Annotated in this window: 16 protein-coding genes; 11 read left to right on the forward strand and 5 right to left on the reverse strand. The window is 56.0% G+C overall.

Annotation, left to right across the window (positions count from 1 at the left end):
* Window positions 1-14: 14 nt before the first annotated feature.
* Complete coding sequence (gene flgG, locus SADFL11_RS00900) at window positions 15-797, reverse strand: flagellar basal-body rod protein FlgG (protein ID WP_008189934.1); 783 nt, start codon at window positions 795-797, stop codon at window positions 15-17.
* A gap of 21 nt (window positions 798-818) precedes the next feature.
* On the reverse strand, window positions 819-1,559 hold the full coding sequence (flgF, locus tag SADFL11_RS00905) for a flagellar basal-body rod protein FlgF (protein WP_008196245.1): 741 nt from the start codon (window positions 1,557-1,559) through the stop codon (window positions 819-821).
* A gap of 282 nt (window positions 1,560-1,841) precedes the next feature.
* Here flgF and SADFL11_RS00910 point away from each other — a divergent pair, with 282 nt between their 5' ends.
* The 5 genes from SADFL11_RS00910 (at window position 1,842) to SADFL11_RS00930 (ending at window position 9,289) form a co-directional block, all read left to right on the forward strand.
* Window positions 1,842-2,351, forward strand: coding sequence for a flagellar basal body-associated FliL family protein (locus tag SADFL11_RS00910; protein WP_008190159.1), 510 nt, complete (start codon window positions 1,842-1,844; stop codon window positions 2,349-2,351).
* Between the two features lie 8 nt (window positions 2,352-2,359).
* Window positions 2,360-3,598 (forward strand): flagellar motor switch protein FliM, encoded by a 1,239-nt coding sequence (gene fliM, locus SADFL11_RS00915; protein WP_008196786.1) that lies wholly within the window; start codon window positions 2,360-2,362, stop codon window positions 3,596-3,598.
* Entirely contained in the window at window positions 3,595-4,164 is a 570-nt protein-coding gene (locus SADFL11_RS00920; protein WP_008195894.1) for a DUF6468 domain-containing protein, read from the forward strand. The genes fliM and SADFL11_RS00920 overlap by 4 nt, the downstream gene beginning before the upstream one ends.
* A complete protein-coding gene (locus SADFL11_RS00925) occupies window positions 4,161-4,886 on the forward strand; it encodes a MotE family protein (protein ID WP_040450815.1) in 726 nt (241 codons plus the stop codon). The genes SADFL11_RS00920 and SADFL11_RS00925 overlap by 4 nt, the downstream gene beginning before the upstream one ends.
* A gap of 125 nt (window positions 4,887-5,011) precedes the next feature.
* Window positions 5,012-9,289 carry a tetratricopeptide repeat protein gene (locus SADFL11_RS00930; protein WP_040450814.1) on the forward strand — a complete coding sequence of 1,426 codons (4,278 nt, stop codon included), beginning with the start codon at window positions 5,012-5,014 and terminating at the stop codon, window positions 9,287-9,289.
* 151 nt (window positions 9,290-9,440) lie between these two features.
* On the opposite strand, the gene SADFL11_RS00935 is transcribed toward SADFL11_RS00930, so the two are convergent.
* The 3 genes from SADFL11_RS00935 to SADFL11_RS00945 form a co-directional block, all read right to left on the reverse strand.
* The gene (locus tag SADFL11_RS00935; protein WP_008189513.1) at window positions 9,441-10,541 is read right to left on the reverse strand and encodes a DUF2336 domain-containing protein; all 1,101 of its coding nucleotides are present in this window, start codon (window positions 10,539-10,541) and stop codon (window positions 9,441-9,443) included.
* Between the two features lie 237 nt (window positions 10,542-10,778).
* Entirely contained in the window at window positions 10,779-11,546 is a 768-nt protein-coding gene (gene fliP, locus SADFL11_RS00940; protein ID WP_008196333.1) for a flagellar type III secretion system pore protein FliP, read from the reverse strand.
* Window positions 11,543-13,105, reverse strand: a complete 1,563-nt coding sequence (locus SADFL11_RS00945; protein ID WP_008189795.1) for a flagellar biosynthetic protein FliO — start codon at window positions 13,103-13,105, stop codon at window positions 11,543-11,545. Before SADFL11_RS00945 ends, fliP begins: the two co-directional genes overlap by 4 nt.
* 420 nt (window positions 13,106-13,525) lie before the next feature.
* Between SADFL11_RS00945 and SADFL11_RS00950 the strand changes: the two genes are divergently transcribed.
* The 6 genes from SADFL11_RS00950 to flhB are packed head-to-tail and all read left to right on the forward strand — an operon-like array spanning window position 13,526 to window position 16,928.
* On the forward strand, window positions 13,526-13,930 hold the full coding sequence (locus SADFL11_RS00950; protein ID WP_040450813.1) for a flagellar basal body rod protein FlgB: 405 nt from the start codon (window positions 13,526-13,528) through the stop codon (window positions 13,928-13,930).
* Between the two features lie 32 nt (window positions 13,931-13,962).
* Window positions 13,963-14,373, forward strand: a complete 411-nt coding sequence (gene flgC / locus SADFL11_RS00955; protein WP_008193086.1) for a flagellar basal body rod protein FlgC — start codon at window positions 13,963-13,965, stop codon at window positions 14,371-14,373.
* A 47-nt stretch (window positions 14,374-14,420) separates the two neighbouring features.
* Window positions 14,421-14,735, forward strand: coding sequence for a flagellar hook-basal body complex protein FliE (locus SADFL11_RS00960; protein WP_008193822.1), 315 nt, complete (start codon window positions 14,421-14,423; stop codon window positions 14,733-14,735).
* Window positions 14,736-14,782: 47 nt separating this feature from the next.
* Window positions 14,783-15,055, forward strand: a complete 273-nt coding sequence (gene fliQ, locus SADFL11_RS00965) for a flagellar biosynthesis protein FliQ (protein WP_008196205.1) — start codon at window positions 14,783-14,785, stop codon at window positions 15,053-15,055.
* 10 nt (window positions 15,056-15,065) lie between these two features.
* Window positions 15,066-15,839 carry a flagellar biosynthetic protein FliR gene (gene fliR, locus SADFL11_RS00970; RefSeq protein ID WP_008193314.1) on the forward strand — a complete coding sequence of 258 codons (774 nt, stop codon included), beginning with the start codon at window positions 15,066-15,068 and terminating at the stop codon, window positions 15,837-15,839.
* Window positions 15,840-15,848: 9 nt separating this feature from the next.
* On the forward strand, window positions 15,849-16,928 hold the full coding sequence (flhB, locus tag SADFL11_RS00975) for a flagellar biosynthesis protein FlhB (protein WP_008191652.1): 1,080 nt from the start codon (window positions 15,849-15,851) through the stop codon (window positions 16,926-16,928).
* Window positions 16,929-16,978: the final 50 nt, after the last annotated feature.

Consider the following 16,978-nt stretch of genomic DNA (forward strand, 5'->3'; position numbering starts at 1 on the left):
TTAAGCCTTTCTCGTTAGCGGATCTGAGTGGTGGTCGAGTACATCTGGTCGGCCGCCTGGATGACTTTCGAATTCATCTCATAAGCGCGCTGGGCCGAGATCAGATCGGCGATTTCGGTCACCGCATCCACATTGGCCATTTCCAGAAAAAACTGCTGAGTGCTTCCGTAGCCGTCTTCATTCGGGTTGCCGGTCTGAGGGGCACCGCTGGCATCTGTTTCGAGAAACAGGTTGTCACCGATCGCTTCAAGGCCGGCTTTGTTGACGAACCGGGCAAGCTGTATCTGACCGAGATCAACTGTGGCGCCAGCTTCGTCAACGCCCTGGACTTTCCCGGAAGGAGCGATTGTCAAATCGCGCGTGTTTTCTGGAATAGTGATGTTTGGATCTAATTGGTAGCCATCAATTGTCACCAGCTGACCGTTTTGATCCCGCTCAAAAGACCCATCGCGTGAATACCCGGTTGCGCCGCCTGGAAGCTGGATCTGGAAGAAGCCCTCACCGCGGATTGCGATGTCCAATTCCTTACCGGTGTTCTCCATTGATCCTTGAGACATAACACGGCCAGTTGATGCCAGTTTCACGCCGGTTCCGATTTGAATGCCGGTCGGAACGATCGTTCCGTCATCGGAGGTCTCCGTGCCCATGCGGCGCAGGTTTTGGTACAGAAGGTCCTGAAAATCGGCCCGCTGTTTTTTGTAACCGGTGGTCCGCATGTTGGCGACGTTGTTCGAAATGACTTCGACGTTGTATTCCTGCGCCTTCATACCGGTCGCGGCGGTGTAGAGAGCTCTCATGTTGCGTTCTCCTTAAGGCGCTTAGGCTTCAAGTTTTCCAAGGACCTGGATCGCCTGTTGGCGAAGATCATTCACGTCCTTGAGCATTTTTGTGATGGATTCATAGGCTCGGGTGACTTCGATCAACTGTGTCACCTGATACACACCCTCGACATTGGAGCGTTCGAGGGCCCCCTGCACGACATTGAAGCGCTGCGGAATGCCCGGGTTTTCGCCCCTGTAGAGGTTGTCACCTTGTTTTTCGAGTTCCTGCGGATCTTCAAAAGACGCTACGCGGATGACACCGCGAATTCCAAGTTCGGTTGAAATCGTGCCGTCCTTGGCGATCTCAACGGAACCGTCTTCGGCCGAGAAGGTAATCGGCCCACCAGTTGTCATAACCGGGCGTCCATCTGATGTGACCAGTTGACCGTTCTGGTCGATCACGAACGCGCCGTCGCGTGTGTAGGCTTCGGTGCCGTCACCCATCTGGACGACGAAAAAGCCTTCGCCTTCGATCGCCAAGTCCAGATCGTTCCCGGTCATCTTGAATGCGCCGGTGTCGAAGTCCGTAATGGACTGGTAATCCAGAACATAGGACAGCGTTTCGTCAGGTGTCTGGAATTCGGTCGCTTCGGCAACCGGCATCAAATACTCTTCAAAGAGCAGCCGCTGCGACTTAAAGCCTGTCGTGTTGATGTTCGCCATGTTGTTGGCGACAACGTCCAGCTGATTCCGTAAAGCGGACTGCCGGGACAGGCCAATTAAATGTACGTTCTCCATAATGAACGGTTCCTTTGCTCCCCGATGAGCGCTTCAGCCTCCCCAGACGTCGGCGCCCGTTAAGGTTAATGCAGGAGCCGTGCCAGTTTTTAAATCCTTGGGAAAACTGGGCAAAACCCGAGAGTGGGTGGTGCGTCCGGCAATAGATTCCGGCAGAAGTTAACCACTTGGCAATTTTTGCCCGGTGACTCGCTAAAGTGGATTGGTAACCATTCGTTAACCTTTAACACTTTAGTAATTTTTAGAGCGCGCGCGAGCGCTCACGCATGTGCGGAGGGCAGCATGACCGACGAGAATGCCGCAGCCGAAGAAGATGGTGAGGAAGATGCTGCCGGTGGCGGTGGTAAGAAGAAACTCATTCTCTTTGGGGCGATTGGGCTTGTGGTTCTGCTCGCCGTTGGAGGCGGGGCTTACTACTTCTTGTTTATGGGCGACAGCATGCCGGCGCCCGCGCCAGGTGAAGATGCGCCGCCGCAGGAAGCGCAAAGACCGGTAGTGTTTTATGACCTTCCGGAGATGACTGTGAATTTGGCGACCGAGGGCCGCACGACCTATCTGAAGGTCCGCATCGCCCTGGAGGTCGAAAACCGCGCAATGATCGATCAGATCCAGCCGTATCTGCCGCGCATCCTCGATGCGTTTCAGATCTATTTGCGCGAGCTTCGTCCCGCAGATCTGGAAGGATCTGCAGGCCTGTTCCGCTTGAAGGAAGAATTGCTCAGGCGGATCAACTTGTCGGTCTATCCGGCAAAAGTGGAAGGGGTACTGTTCAAGGAAATCCTTGTTCAGTGATGGTGTGAATGGCAAACGCCGACGACGATGACGATCTGTCCGAAGAGGACATGGCTGATGCGTGGGGGGCTGCTCTTGCCGAGCAGGGTGCCGGCGCGGATGACGATGAAGACCTGGCCGCGGCTTGGGGGGCTGCTCTAGAGGAGCAGGGCGCCGGAAGTTCGGATGACATGGCAGCACAGTGGGCGGCCATGATTGACGACAGTGAGCCAGATCTGGAAAACGCCACCCGTGGTGCGGATCGCGTTCTCAATCAGGAAGAGATCGACAACCTTCTCGGGTTTAACATCGAGGATACGATTGCTGGTGATCAGAGCGGTATTCGCGCGCTGATCAACTCGGCCATGGTTTCCTATGAGCGGTTACCGATGCTCGAAATTGTGTTCGACCGCCTTGTGCGTTTGACCACAACCTCCTTGCGCAACTTTACATCCGATAACGTCGAGGTGTCTCTGGATTCCATCAGTTCCGTGCGATTTGGAGACTATCTGAATTCCATTCCGCTGCCTGCGATTCTGGGCGTCTTTAAGGTTGAGGAGTGGGATGGGTTTGGCCTAATCACCGTTGAATCGAGTCTTATTTACTCGATCATCGATGTTCTGCTAGGCGGCGGCCGGGGTACCACAGCTGCACGGGTCGAAGGCCGTCCTTACACCACGATTGAAACGAACCTTGTCCAGCAGATGGTGCAACTGATCCTTCAGGATGCTGAGCAAGCGTTTGCACCTCTGTCACCGGTCCACTTCAATCTGGAGCGTCTGGAAACCAATCCCCGGTTTGCTGCGATTTCGCGCCCGGCGAACGCCGCCATCCTTGTCGAACTGCGTATCGACATGGAAGACCGTGGCGGCACCGTTGAAATCATGATGCCCTATGCGACATTGGAGCCGATCCGCGATCTGCTGCTCCAGATGTTCATGGGTGAAAAATTTGGCCGCGATCCGATCTGGGAAGGCCATTTGGCGACGGAGATACATGCAGCGGAAATCGAGGTCGATGCGGTTCTTTATGAAACCTATTTGCCGCTCGGCCGGGTGCTCAGTCTGGATGTTGGGCAGACACTGGTCTTCGATGTCGCGCCGACGGATCCAGTGCTCGTTAAGTGTGGAAACATCCCTCTAACGGAGGGAACACTTGGCAAAACGGAAGATTCCATTGCCATCCGTGTCGCAAAGAATTTGCGTAAACCGAAAATGACTCTGGCAGCCTTTGAGCGCGCCATGCAGAGCGAAATGGAGCAACCATGACATCCATGCCAATCGGATTGATTATTGAGGCTCTGGTCGCAGTTCTGCTGGTTATCACAATCGCCTATTGCTGGATTTTAAACCGCCGTTTGCAGCGTTTGAGAGCCGATGAGCAGACCCTGCGTGCCACCATTTCCGAATTGATGACAGCGACAGAGATTGCCGAGCGAGCCATCCTTGGACTGAAGACCACCGCGGCGGAGGCAGACAAGTCGCTTGGCAACCGTCTTAAGGAATCGGAAACCATGTCGAACACCTTGGCTGACCAGATCCGCGAAGGTGATAAAGTGTTTACGCGGATATCTCAGATTGCAGGGGCGGCGAAGTCATCGGCTCCGCAAAGAGAACCGGTTCCGGCAGCGGATCCGTACCCGGTGCAGCCGCAATATACTCCGGCGCCGCAACCCGCGGGGCACGGAGCTTTTGAGCCGGTGGTTCCACAGAGTGCGCCGGCTGTCGAGCAAGAGCGCAGACGCCCCAGCAGAGCGTCGGATATCCGCAGTGCGGCTGAGGAGGCGACTGCGCGGCTGGAGCAGTTTCGTAACAAGCGTAAGGGCGCTGCATGAACTTGAGATTGTTGCCATTGTTGGGTGTCGCCGCGAGCGCGCTGTTCGGGCTGAAGCTTTTGGGACTTGTTGTGGGTCCTGAAACCGGCAGCCTGCCAATCAATGGCGCGATCGCACAAGAATCCACTGAGGCTGCAGCGGATGGCGGTGAAACGCCGCCAGCCCCGGCTGATGGGGTGGCGCAAGCTCCCGGTACCGTGCCTCCGCCGGCCCAGCCAGTTCTTCCGGATAGCCTGGAAATAGGCGGATCTGCGGCTGAGCGCGCGGTTTTGGAAAGCCTTGGGAAACGCCGGGAAAACCTGCAGAAGCAGGAAGGTCAATTAGACCTTCGGGAGCGGCTTCTTCAGGCGACCGAAGAACGGATTGAGCAGAGGGTTGAAGAACTCAAGCAGCTCGAGGCACGCATCGGTGCGGCCGTTGAGGAAAAAAAGCAGCAGGAAGAGAACGAGATTGCTGGCCTTGTGACCATGTATGAGAACATGAAGCCGAAGGATGCGGCTCGTATTTTCGACCGTCTCAGCCTGCCGATCCTTTTGAAGGTCGTGCGCCAAATGAAACCGCGGAAAATGGCGGATATTTTGGCACGCATGTCACCTGATGCCGCGGAACAGCTGACGGTTGCGATTGCTAGCCAATCGTCGACCCCGCCACAGCCCGAAGCGCAGCCTGTGCAGGCGCAGGCGCCCACCGGAGGAATCCTACCCAAGATTCCGTCGAATTGAGCAAAACAGCCTGATCTCTGTAAGCGACGTAAGGGCGCGTTAACAAGACATAATTAAACTGCAGTGTTGGTGGCAAACGAGGTCAAAACAACTTGCCAAGGCGGATCCAGACATCGCTGGCTTACATGAAATTCGCAGAATTCAGCGAATGGAGAGCCTTTGTGTGTCTTCAGGTTGCCATGATGCTTGTCGCAGCGGCCGTTTCGCTCATTCACCCAGCGTCCATTGCACTTGCAGACACGCTGGAACCGGTCGAACTGGAGGTTTCTCAGGAGCAGGGCTTCGGTCGTATTGTTTTGACCTTCAAGGACCGGACGCTTTTACCAACATATGATGCGGTCATTACCGGCGGCGTCCTCAGAATTTCGTTTCAAGAGCCAATCGACGTTAATGTCGATGATGTTCCCTTGGATCTGAGCGATTACGTGACCATCGCCCGGCGTGATCCCGACGGGGCGGCGATCCGCTTCGCTCTGAAAACACAGTATCAGATCAACACACTTGAGGCCGGTGAGAAACTCTTCATCGATATTCTGCCGATGACCTGGAATGGTCTGCCGCCGGGACTGCCGGACGATGTTGTCCGGGACTTGGCAAAACGCGCTGAAGAAGCGATGCGGAAGGTGAGGGCGCTTGAGCAAGCCCGCTTGAAGGCGCAAGAAGGCCCTCAAGTCACTTTACGTGTTGGCGAGCATCCGACCTTCACGCGGCTGGTGTTTGATTGGTCCATAAAGTTCGATACCGCGTTCGTCCGTGAAAACGACATTATCAAACTGACGTTCAACCACCCGGCTCAGCTGGACATCTCGCATTTGCGTACTCATCTGCCGCCGGGCGTTATCGATGCGACGTCCTTCCTGGACAAAGGCAAGCTGAAGTTCTTGATGCGCGTTGAACCGTCCGTCGATATCCGGGCGTTCCGGGAAGAGCAGACCTATGTGATCGATGTGACGCCGGAGAATATGGTGCCGAATGATCCGGCGAATGCGTTGATCAATCAGGAACTGTCAGTTGCAGACAATGAAAACCGCTCCCAGATGATCACGGCTCCAGGCCTTCGGGATACCCGGGAAGTGAGTAATCCCCGCGGTTTGCCACCGGCAGAAGTGTCTTCTTCCAGAGGCGGGCAGCTCAAGGAGTCCCGCGCAGATGAATCTCCTGGTTTTACAGCTGTCCCACTTGGAGGGTCTGTATCTGGGGCCTCTGACAATGGCCGCCAGGCCGCTCCAACGAATGATTCCGCCCAAGCGCCGCCGCTAGAAGAAATTACGCTCGCCCAGGCACAACCGCCAACAAACGGTGCCGGTGAGCTGCCGCGGCAGAAACCGCCCGGGACATCCGAAGTTCCCAATGCAGAAAACAGAGCCAACAACAGGACCGGGCAAGGCCCGGTTCAAGTCGTTTCTGAAGACGAAGCTTCTGCTGCAACCGATCTGCCGCTTGAGAGTTTATCTGCAGACCCAGTGGTTCTGGCAGAGGCTGATGGGAACGAGGTGCCGGTGGTGGCGGATGGTAGTGAAATCACCGCTTCGATCCCGGATCTGACCGATGAACTCGGAAATTCTTATGCGACCGGGACATCAGACGTGAACGTGCCGCGGCCGATCCAGTTGGCACAGGCGAGCCAGCGTGCGATGCCGCTGGGGGATGTTCCGCCACTTGAAGAAGATATTTCAAGGCCTGCGCCTATGCTGGACTTGTCGACTCAGCAGCCTGGAGAGCCGCTTCCGGGCGAATCGCAAGCAGGAAACGCCATTCCAACATTGCAGCCTACCGAAGCACTCGATGATGGTAACCGGTCCGCAGTGCCCAACAGTGCAGTGCAGATCCGCCAGAACAACACTCTTGGGGGAAGCGATGTTCCTGCCGGGATAGAGCTGCCGCAAACCGAGGTCCAGGCACCGGAGACTTGGCGCGCCACCGGTGGCCGTGATGCCGGGGCACCGCGCGTGTCACCGGAGCGTCCACCCGAAAACTTTGGAGCGGAAGCCAGGAATTTTGTGTCCGCAGAAGCGCGCCGGATCGGCAACACGGTCAGGGTCGTATTCCCGTTCTCGGAGCCCGTATCGAGCGCTGTTTTCCGCCGGAATGACAGCATCTGGCTCGTGTTTGATACGGACGCAACGATCGATACGCGCGGCATGGTCTCCGCCCTTGCCGAAACTGCGGAAACCATTGATGTCGAACAGTACGGAGACTATCAGATCCTGCGTTTGGACATGAACGACCCGGTCCTCGCGACGGTAGGCGCTGATGGCAATGCCTGGTCCCTCGTCATTGGGGACTTGATTTTGGAGCCGTCCATTCCCCTGAAGATGGAGCGGACAGTCCGCGGTGATGGTGGGTCGGTCCTGCGGGTTCTCTATCAGGATCCTCAACATATTCGCAGCATCACCGACCCTTTTGTTGGCGATACAATCTCCCTTGTGACCGGATTCGGACCTCCGCGCGGATTGCTGAAGCCGCAGAAGTTCGTGGATCTGGAAGCCTTGAGTTCTGCACAAGGTATCGCGCTTGCGACTCGTTCCGACGGTGTGAAAATCAAAATCCTCGGTGATGATGTCATTATCGAAAAAGATGGTGGCTTGGCGCTTTCCAACCGGCATTTGCGCCGTGGCACCGGCACGCTCAGCCGGATTGTCGAGCCGGACGAGGACGGCGGTGTAGAGTTCGTGTCTTTGAGCACTGCCGGGCCTGGCGCCTTCCGGTCGCGACTGAACGAACTACAATCAGATCTTGCGCAAACACCTGAAGGCAAACGCGCCAAACCCTTGATGGCGCTGGCCCGCTTTTACCTGGCTCACCAGTTCCCTCAGGAAGCGATGGGTTGGTTGAGCCTCGCTTTGGAAGAAAACCTTGCCCTTGCCGAGGACAGTTCGTTCAATCTGGTCAAAGGCGCGGCGCTTGCTATGGCGGACCGGCCGGAGGAAGCCTATGAACATCTTCACCGGCCTGATCTGAAGAACAGCCCGGATGCTGCTGTCTGGCAGACGATCGTCGATGTGAAGCTTGGCAATTGGACCCAGGCCCGAATTGCCATGCCGCGTGGCCGGGCCGTGGTTGGCAACTATCCGACCTCGATCCAGACGGAATTCAAGCTGGCTGCGGCGCAGTCGATGGTTGAAGCCAATGATTTCGGGATTGCCAACGGCATCTTAGCCGAAATCGAGCCTGCTGAAGTCACGCGGGCCCAAGCCGCACGTTACGACATCTTGCGTGGCCGTGTTGCCGATGCATCCGGCCGTTCCCAGGAAGCCTTGACGGTGTTTGATCTGGTCGCCCGGTCGGATGACCGGCCGCGTGCGGCGGAGGCCGAATACCGTGCGCTGCGCATCCGCTACCGCGATGGCGAGATGACCATTGATGAAGCGATCGATCAGCTTGCGGCCCTTTCGACCTCATGGCGCGGTGACGAAATCGAATTGAGAACGCTTCGGTTCCTGGCCCAGCTTTATGCAGAGCAAGGCCAATATCGGGAAGCATTTGAGGCGATGAAGTCTGCGGTGCAGGCCGAGCCGGACGCGGACACCACGCGGCTGCTTCAGGAAGAAATGAACGCGTTGTTCAATTCGCTTTTCCTGGACGGCAAAGCGGATGAAATGCCGCCGATCAAGGCATTGGCGTTGTACTATGATTTCAGAGAATTGACACCAATCGGCCGCCAGGGCGATGAAATGGTCCGTCTTCTCGCCAAGCGTCTCGTCGAAGTCGATCTTCTTGATCAAGCAACCGAACTGCTGCGGCATCAGGTCGAGAACCGGTTGAAAGGGGCTGCCCGGGCCCAGATCGCGGCCGATCTTGGGGCGATCTATCTCATGGACCGGAAACCCGAAGAAGCGCTTCGTGTCTTGAACCGGACGCGCCAGGCGAGCCTACCGTCGACGCTGACCCGTCAGCGTAACATCGTCGAAGCGCGGGCGCTTACTGAAAGCGGTCGGCCCGATCTGGCGCTGGAGCTTGTTCGGAACATGCGCGGCACCGATGTGGACCGCCTTCGGGCCGACACGTTCTGGGCCGCAGAGAGCTGGCGGGATGCCGGTGATCAACTTGAAGCCATGCACGGCTCCCGCTGGTCGGACCAGATCCCCTTGGATGAACTTGAGCGTCGGGATATTCTGCGCGCAGGGATTGCCTATTCTCTTGCCGGTGATCAGCTGAGCCTGGAGCGCTTGCAGAACAAGTATATGGCCAAGATGGCGGACAGCCCGGAAGCTCTGGCATTTGAAGTCGTCACCCGGCCGATCCAGGCACAAGGTGTTGAGTTCCTCGAAGTTGCCAGCCAACTGGCAGATGTCGACTCCTTGGAAACATTCCTGGAAGAGTACCGCCGTCAGTACATGTCCCCGGACCGCAGTTCAAACCGCGCAGAAGGCCCTCCGGTCGAAGCTGAACCGGCGGGTTAAGGCCTTAATATTTAACCAGATTGCGCAATTGACGGTGCGTACCTAGAAGCGCGTGCGCGCTTGGTTCCGAGAACGGCGCAAGGCGTCAGGGTGTCGGAAGAGTAAGCGATACCTATAGGCTTGGTATCCAAGCGTTATGCGTTTCAGACGCTTAATGTGCCGTGACGGTGGCCCCGAGGGTCGCCGCCGCAGCAGCCGCTGCTGCGGCCGCGGCTGAAGCCCGTGGCTTCTTGAGTTCTTTTTTGTAGCGCATGACCAGTTCCGGAATGCTCCGGGTGCTGCGGTCCAGCCACTCGCAACGCGCTTTGAGGAAATCACGGTAGGTTTTTTCATGAATGCCGGTCTGCAACATCAACCGCATGATAGCGCCGTCGGCATCTGACTTCAGTGTGTCTGACACCACATCGTCGGCGAGATTGATCTTGCGGCTGATCAACCAGATCGCCGCATCCAGACGTTGTTCTTCGAACAAGGTCCTCAGGATCGCATCAAAGGAGAGCTCACCATTGGCGATCTGTACGCTTGCCTCATGACGGGAATAAATGACCCCGTCGATTTCGATGTCGCCTTCACCGCGTTTGATATTGTTGATCTGTGCCGCCAGCTTCTCCAAAGTTTCTTCCTCGATTGCGCGCTTCAAAGGCGCCGGAAAGATCGGACAGTTTGTCTCCAGGATCTGCATCTGGGTTTCCAGGAACTCGCTGTCACGCAGCGCGCGCCGGGCCAGGCCGCCAAGCACTTCAACTTCCGTGTTTGCAAAGATCAACAGCGCCAGGACGCCTCGGACGGAGAAGGGGGCGTCGAGATTTTCCAAAAGTGCATGCACCACTGGCCGGGCACTTCTGGCAATCAGCTTGTCAGTGACCTCTTCGCTGAGGTCATCCCGGTGCGCCATAACCGCCCGTTTGTCGTCGCCACCGTTGGTGGCGATTGCCATCAGGGCGTCCTGGCTGATCACCGGAGAGCATTCGATAACAGGTTCGGAGAGGGCAAAATCTTCTTGCGCGAGGCGGTCGGCAAGGTCCGGAATAATCCGGTTGGTCTTGGCGAGACGAACGACCAGTTCATAGCGCGCGCTGCGGTCCAGCTGATCGAAGACGGACAATACGATCCTGGAAAAGAGTTCCCGCTCATTTTCCGTAGGGTCGTGATCCTCTGAACGCGCATATTCCCCGACGAGCGTTCGGATCAATTTGGAGCGTGCTTCAGGTTCTTTGATGCGCGCAAGCTGTTCAAGTTGTTCTATGAGCACCTAAAAACCAAACTTCTTTTGGAGTAACGTTGTGCAATCATCCGTATTATTTCAAATACTGTGTTAATTTTTCTCTACTTGTCTGTATGAGAAAAACGCCGTAGCTGATCCACGATTTAGCATTTTGCGCCAATGGCTATTGGCCATTAGCCCAAACTAATTTTCCCGGCATAACAAACGGCTCAGAATTGAAGTGTGTGCCTGAGTTGGAGGTCGTGCATCGCATAAGGATCCCCGCTATCCGCCCCCGAAACTCTTGACCAGGGAGCCCGCCACAAGGTTCCAGCCGTCTACAAGAACAAAGAAAATCAGTTTGAAGGGCAGAGAGATTACCACTGGCGGCAACATCATCATACCCATCGACATGAGGACGGATGCAATCACGAGGTCAATGATCAGGAACGGCAGATAAAGCAGGAAACCGATCTCGAACGCCCGCCTGAGTTCGGAAATCATGAAGGCCGGAATGAGGACTGCCATCTCGAGATCTTCCGGTGTTTCGGGGGCGTCCCGGCCAGAGAGTTCCTGAAAGAGCATCAGATCTTTTTCCCGCACCTGTGACAGCATAAAGTCCCGAAACGGTTCGGATGCCCGTTCATAGGCCTGATCGATTTCGATATCGCCATCAATCAGGGGCTGGACACCTGCGTCATAGGCCGCTTGAAGCGTCGGCATCATGATAAAGGCAGACAGGAACAGAGCGAGGCTCACCATCACCATGTTGGGCGGTGCTGTCTGCAGGCCGATTGCCGACCGCAAGAGCGACAGGACGACCACGATCCGGGTAAAGCTCGTGACCATCACAAGAATGGACGGTGCCAAAGACAGCACCGTCAAAAGGATCACGAGTTGAACCGCACGCTCTGTCAGGTTCGCGTCATCACCGAACCCAACGGAGATTTCCTGGGCATGCGCAGGCAAGGTGAGTGCAATGGCGCCCATTGCAAACGCGATGCTTGCTGTCAGATATTTGGGCCAGTGGATGCGGCTAGTGCGGCCTGTCATTGTTTTGGCTGTCCACCCAATTCATCCAGAATCTTCGCCATCTCTGCTTCGATCGGATTGCGGTCTCCAATGCCTTGGTCTTGCGCGGCTTGAGCCTGCTTGCTTGTGCCGATCTCTTTTTTGTCTTCGCCGGTCTTGTCAGCAGCTTCGGCCACCCTGTCCGGTTCACTCACGTGGTGTGCGTCTTTTTTCTCGTCTGTTTCTTTGGTCTCGACAACGATGTCGGCTGGCTTTTCCTCAGTTGGCTCTAATGCCGTTGCCACAACCTCTTGTGGTTCTGTGACGGTTGTGTTCGTGGCCGGCTCGTCGAACAACTCCTTTTCAATGCTTTCGGCCATGACATTTGTCAGATCCGCCTTTTCTGCCGAAGGAGAGTTTGCATTCGGTTTTTTCGGCTCTGGCGGCGTTTCAGCTACAGGTTCTGCTTCCGCAGCGATTTCCGGTTTTTCGGCCTGTTGGCTTGAGCCTTTGAGAGTTGCTTGTGACTCCGTTTCGGTGTTGGTTTTTGGAGCCAGGACAGGCTCAACCCGTTTTTGCGAGGTGTCTGTTTCGACCGGTGTAACCAATGCCGTTTTTGCACGGGCTGCCGGTCCGGAGGCTGGTGGCGAAATTTTTGCGGCCCCATAGGACGGCCGGTCCTTTGGAGAGAATGGCTGCGCCAATGAACTCAACGAGTTGCTGAGCCGGGAGACCGGTTTTGGAGCCTCATCCTTGGTCGCAGACAGAACAGGCGCAGAACTATCCGGTCCTGGTTTCCTAGCGGTGACCGTTGAAGAGGAGAGGGGTGGTGCCTTGTCATTCGAAGCGGGACTTGCAGGTGCAACGGTGACCTGCGGCGTCTGCGGATTTGCTGAACCCGGTGATGTTGTGTGCTCAGCGGGGCGAGTGCTTACCGGTTGAAAACTTTTGTTTTGGCTGATTGAGCCCATGGACGGGCGGGGGCTGCCGGCCAGAGTCTGTGGCTTCGCGGGTGCCGTAGCCGAGGACGGCTGTGGTACTTGGCGCGGTAGAACAGCTGAGGTTTCCGGTGCTTTTGGAGCGCTCTCAACCGGTGTGACCGGTGCCGGCACGGCTGCCGTTGGTGGTGCCGGTTGCGCCGGCGCTTTCAGATCCGGCGCCTGATGAGGTTGCTGTGCAGCCGCGCTGTCTTCCGGCGTCAGCGGAATATCCGGGCCTGGAGCAAGTGGTGCCTTGATGCCCCCTGCCTGCGCAGTGGCTTGATGTGTGCCGGTTCTGGTTTGCCCGGCAGCGAGCGGCGTGTTGCGGATGATGTTCTGCTCAACCACGACATCTGTCGGACCGCCGACCAAAATCAGATGCTCGATATTGTCCCGGCGCACCAGCAACAGCCGGCGGCGATTGTCGATCGCGGCACTGTCCATAAGCCCGATGCGCGGCTGGCGCCCGCGCGATTGTGTGATCCGGCCGCCCATCAGCCTTTTGATGATGAATATGAACAATCCAAACAGGGCCAGAACAACCGCCAGAGAAATGATCAGTGCCAGCCCCTGCGCCACGCTTTCTCCGACCTGAAATGTGTTTTGAATCCAGTTGTACATCTTTACCTCGTGCCGTCCCTTGGCGCCCAAACCGGGAGACAGCGTTTACTGTTAAATGTGTTCCTGATGACGGCTTGTGGCGTTTATCCCCAGTAATTCCTAACATCACCGCACCGGTGCGTGCTCATTCAAATCGGCTGTAATTGCCTGCCGTTTTCGTTCAGTGCCGCACCAATTCTGACTGCTCATGGCAATTTCTGCCGCTTGATGCTCCGCCTCGAATCTCTCTTAGTCTCAAAGTTAACAGAGCTAGGCAGAATTTGCCTGCGACTGGGGTGCGGTTATTCGCGAAATGCACGGAAATCATGCGGGGCTATGGCAAAAAATTAACGCCGAAGCCGTTTGTGTTAAGAATAGTTAACCACTCGTTAACCATTTCATCGGCAATGTTTGCCTGTTGGTTAACAGAAAGTGAATCGGATGGCTTTTACGGACTTGCCTCTGTTCCAGGCGCTTAAATCCAAGATGCAATGGCACCAAACGCGCCAGGGGGTCTTGGCTGAGAATATTGCGAACTCGGATTCGCCTGAATTCGAGGCGCGCGATGTCAAAGCCTATTCGTTTGATGATCACATAGGACGTGAGGCCTTCGGTCTGACGACGGAGCGCACTTCCGTTGCCCACATATCCGGAATGATCGGATCGGGTATCGGTGGCAAGGCCGAGCGCCGCGACAGTTTTGAGATTACGCCAAGCGGCAATGCGGTCAATCTGGAAGAGCAGATGATGAAAATCACGCAGAACCAGATGGATTTTCAGGCAGCAACAACCCTTTACACCAAAGGGCTTGGGTTGATCCGTACCGCACTTTCCAAGACCGCGTAAGAGCACGGCAATGCAATGAGGAGTGACATCCTATGGATCTGATGAAATCCCTGTTCATCTCTGCTTCCGGCCTGAAAGCGCAGAACGGACGTATGCGGGTAATTGCGGAAAACATCGCCAACGCAAACTCGACTGCCCGGACACCGGACGAGGAGCCGTACCGGCGGAAAATCCCGACTTTTCAGTCCGAATTCGACAAGCAACTTGGCGCCGACAAGGTGGAGCTCGGACGGATTGTCGAAGACAAATCCGCTTTCAAGTCGACCCACATGCCCGGGCATCCGGCAGCAGATGAAAACGGCTATGTTCTGCAGCCAAATGTCAGCACCTTGGTTGAATCGGCCGACATGCGGGAAGCTCAACGCTCCTATGAAGCCAATCTCAACGTCATCGAAACCACCCGCAAAATGCTGCAGCGGACGATCGATATCCTGCGGGCCTGAGGCCATTTGCGCCATCGCCTGAAGCAACCGGATTAAGGAAGTAACCCATGTCGACAATGTCCATTGCCAACAATGCCTACCAGATGGCGGCCCAGCTTCAGCAGCAGGCAAAAGCGATTGAAGATCCGACACCTGTTCGTGAACAGGTTGATTTCGGGCAGATGGTGCAAAGCGCGGTTGAAAATGTTGTTGACCAGGGCCGGGTGGCGGACGCCAAGGCCGTCGGCTTGATTGAAGGCAAGACCGATGTTGTCGATGTGGTGACAGCCGTAGCCGAAGCTGAGGTTACACTGGAGACTATGGTTGCGGTTCGAGACCGTGTGATTTCGGCCTATGAAGAAATCATGCGGATGCCGATCTGATTGGGTCTTGTCTGTTCTTGAAGGCGCGTTAGCGCGGAGGTGGTGTCATGACCGGTCCTGAAGTGCTTGATCTGGCCCGGTCCGCCGTCTGGGCGATGATCCTCATTGCAGGGCCAACCATGGTTATCGGTCTCCTTGTCGGTGTGATCATCGCGCTGTTTCAGGCTTTGACCCAGATCCAGGAAATGACTTTGGTGTTCGTGCCAAAGATCCTCGCGATTTTCGTGACGCTTCTGCTTTCCCTTCCGTTCATGAGCCAGGTGCTGGAGGGGTTTATGGCTGAAATTGCCGAGATGATCCTCGCCACCAGCCCGGTTTGAGGTGTGAGGGATGACGATCGAGCTTGATTTTCTGCCAGACGTAGCTGCCGCATTCATGCTGATGTTTGCGCGTCTTGGCACGATGATCATGCTTCTGCCAGCTCTTGGGGAAAGTTCGATCCCAACCAGGTTTCGCCTAACCATCGCCCTGGCAATGACCTTGGTTCTCTACCCGGTCGGCTCTCAGCTTTATCCGGCGGATCTGGTATCGAACCCGGCACAACTCGGTGTTCTTTTAATAAGTGAAATTGTGATCGGGGTCGCCATCGGGCTTTGTGCAAAATTGGTAACGTCTGCCGTGCAGATTGCCGGCGTGATCATGGCGAACCAATCTGGCCTTGCCTTCGCGCTTGGCACTGACATCTCCAATGAGGGACAGCAAGGGGCGCTTTACGGCAACTTTCTTGCCCTGGTCGGCATCACACTGATCTTCACCACAGACACGCATTACCTGGTGATTGCAGCCCTTCACGATAGCTTCACTTTGTTTCCGCCTGGCAGCATGCCGCCGGTTGGAGATTTTTCGGAGAATTTCGCCGAGACGGTGGCGATGGTGTTCTCGATAGCGGTGCGGATGAGCGCACCGTTTCTTGTTGTTGGTCTGGTCTTTTATTTCGGCCTTGGATTGCTGAACAAGCTGATGCCGCAGATGCAGATCTTCTTCATCGCCATGCCTGTGAACATAGCGATCGGCTTCTTCCTTCTCATGGTGCTTATAAGCACGCTGATGATGTTCTACCTGGAACATGTGCAGCAGGCTTTGGGCAAGTTTATAGCGGGGTAACGGTGCGTTATGGCTGACGAAACCGACGACTCAGAAAAGACTGAGGACCCCACGCAGAAACGTCTCAAAGACGCGCATGACAAAGGGGACGTTCCGAAATCGCAAGAAGTCAGCACCTGGTTCACGCTTGCAGGTGCGACCCTGATGATTGCCATTATGGCGCCGGGGGCGGCTGCGTCGCTCGGAAACTTGCTAAAGGGGTACATTGAACACGCCCATCAGATTCCGGTTGACGGCTATGCCCTCAAGGCCCTTTGGCGGGATACCGGTCAATCGGTGGCGCTGATCGTTGGTTTGCCGTTGCTGGCTCTGGTGGTCATGGCGGTGTTTGGCAACTTGATCCAGCATCAACCCCTGCTGACAGCCGAAACCATCAAGCCCAAACTTTCCAAGGTTTCACCGCTTTCCGGTTTCAAGCGCCTGTTTTCCTCGGAAAGCCTGGTGAACTTCGCCAAGGGGATGGTGAAGATCCTGGTTGTCGGCGCGGTTATGGTCGCCGTGTTGTGGCCGCACAGGGACGAAGCTGAAATCATGATCTTCGCGGATGAGATGATCATTCTCGAAGAGGCCCGCATTTTGATACTTCAGGTTTTGGCTGCAATCCTTGCTGTCATGACAGTCGTTGCCGCTGCGGATTTCGTCTACCAAAAAAACAAATGGTTCAACAAGCAAAAGATGAGCCTCAAAGAGGTCAAGGAAGAATTCAAGCAGACAGAAGGTGATCCGCACGTTAAAGGCAAGATCCGGCAATTGCGCATGGAGCGGTCACGCAAACGCATGATGTCTGCGGTGCCGGCAGCGACGGTCGTCGTCACCAACCCGACGCACTATGCCGTCGCCCTGCAATATGAAGAGGGCATGGGCGCGCCTCTCTGTGTTGCCAAGGGGACGGATGCTCTCGCCCTGCGTATCCGGGACGTGGCCAAGGAACATGAGGTTCCGGTCATCGAGAACCCGCCGCTCGCCCGCGCGCTTTATGCCAGCGTTGAGATCGAACAGGAAGTGCCGGAAGAACACTTCAAGGCGGTGGCCGAGGTCATCGGCTTTGTCTTCAGAATGCGCAAACGGGCCGCCTGGCGGGCCAATTGATTACAGTAAAAAGTAACGATATCGCAGGGAATGCGGATTAACGGGTGAAT

It is taken from the genome of Roseibium alexandrii DFL-11 (genome assembly GCF_000158095.2).
GTDB classification, from domain to species: Bacteria; Pseudomonadota; Alphaproteobacteria; order Rhizobiales; family Stappiaceae; genus Roseibium; species Roseibium alexandrii.